Origin of the sequence: Pseudonocardia lutea, from assembly GCF_042658055.1 — a bacterium.
GTDB lineage: Bacteria > Actinomycetota > Actinomycetes > Mycobacteriales > Pseudonocardiaceae > Pseudonocardia > Pseudonocardia lutea.
In genome coordinates this window covers 1-1,382 of the sequence record NZ_JBHSQK010000145.1, presented here as the reverse complement: position 1 = coordinate 1,382, position 1,382 = coordinate 1, and the positions used below count along the sequence as shown (strand labels likewise).

Annotated in this window: 1 protein-coding gene; it reads left to right on the top strand. The window is 75.4% G+C overall.

The window, feature by feature from the left end:
• The first annotated feature begins 532 nt into the window (after positions 1-532).
• Entirely contained in the window at positions 533-1,129 is a 597-nt protein-coding gene (locus ACFQH9_RS32050) for a response regulator transcription factor (RefSeq protein ID WP_037046231.1), read from the top strand.
• Positions 1,130-1,382 lie beyond the last annotated feature (253 nt).

Genomic DNA, 1,382 nt, shown 5'->3' with positions numbered 1-1,382 from the left:
GGGGCGCGGCGGCCCCGTCCCCGGCCGCTGCGGACCGGCAACCGGAAGGCCTCGGGGGCGCAACGCCGGCCGGTTCCCGGAAGCCCCGGACGGGTACCGGTGCGGCCGGTGTCGGGGCTCCCGGAACGGACGATCCGTCCGGCGCCACCGCGCGACCGCCCGGCCGTCCGTTCGAGGGGCGGGGAGGACACGATCGGCGGCCCGATCAGTTGCTCCGGTCGACCGTCGGTGCGCCGAACGGTCCGGCACGCCGACGACACGCCGCGGCGGCCACGCTGAGCGTCATCCGTGCCCGTTCCGAGGGCACGGGGCGGCGCCTGATGGGGGGAGCGGTCTCCGGGTGAGGTGAGGCTCGCGGTAACGTAATTACTCCATTCGGACCTCGATCACCCACATGACGAGTGCCGTTCGGCGCAGAGGTCCCGAATGGAGGGCACAAAGTCGCCCTGATCGTGTCAAGGTGATCCGGTCACCCGCCGATGCGGAGGGTGACACATCACCCGGCTGCAGGAAGCTGCAGGAAGGAATCGTCGTGACGACGGTACTCATCTGCGACGATCGTCGCAGCGTCCGCGAAGGTCTCACCCGCGTGATGTCCGCGGTGCCGGGGGTGCACCGGATCGATTGCGTCGCCCATGGGGACGAGTTGCTGGCCCGGTTCTCCCGGCAGCCGGTCGACGTCGTCCTGGTCGGCACCCAGCGCGCGGTGCCCACCGGGGTGGAGGCCACCAGGCGTCTGGTGGCGGCCCACCCGCAGGCGAACGTCATCGTGTTCGGCGCCCCGGACGACGCGGGCAGCATCGCCGCCGCCATCGCCGGCGGTGCGCGGGGCTACCTCCGCTGGGACGCCTCCCGGCCCGAGCTGGTGGCCGCCCTCGCCCACACCCTCGCCTCCACCGCGGTGCCCACGCCCCGGGCGCCCGCCGACCCGGGGGTGCAGCTCACCGAGCGCGAGCTGCAGGTGCTGCGCGGGATGAGCCAGGGCAAGAGCAACGGCCAGATCGGTCGCGAGCTCTACCTGTCCGAGGACACGGTGAAGACCCACGCCCGCCGGCTGTTCCGCAAGCTCGGCGTCCGGGACCGCGCCCAGGCCGTGGCGCACGGCTTCCGCCGCGGCCTCGTCTCCTGACGGGGTAGTCGGCCGGACGCGCGGGCCCGGACGGGGTCCGCCCGCAGCACCACGCCTCACCGCACAGCACGAACACCCGGACGGGGGTCCGGGTGGGAGCGACCGGGCGGACGACGCGGCCGAGGGCCGTGGCTGTCGCAGCGCAGCCACGCACCGGCCGGGTCCGTCCCGCCGCTCGCTCCGCTCCGCACGGCCGCCCGCCCGCCGCGCCCGCCCGTGGCGCCGCCGGCCCGCCGTGCGCCGCCGCGCGGCC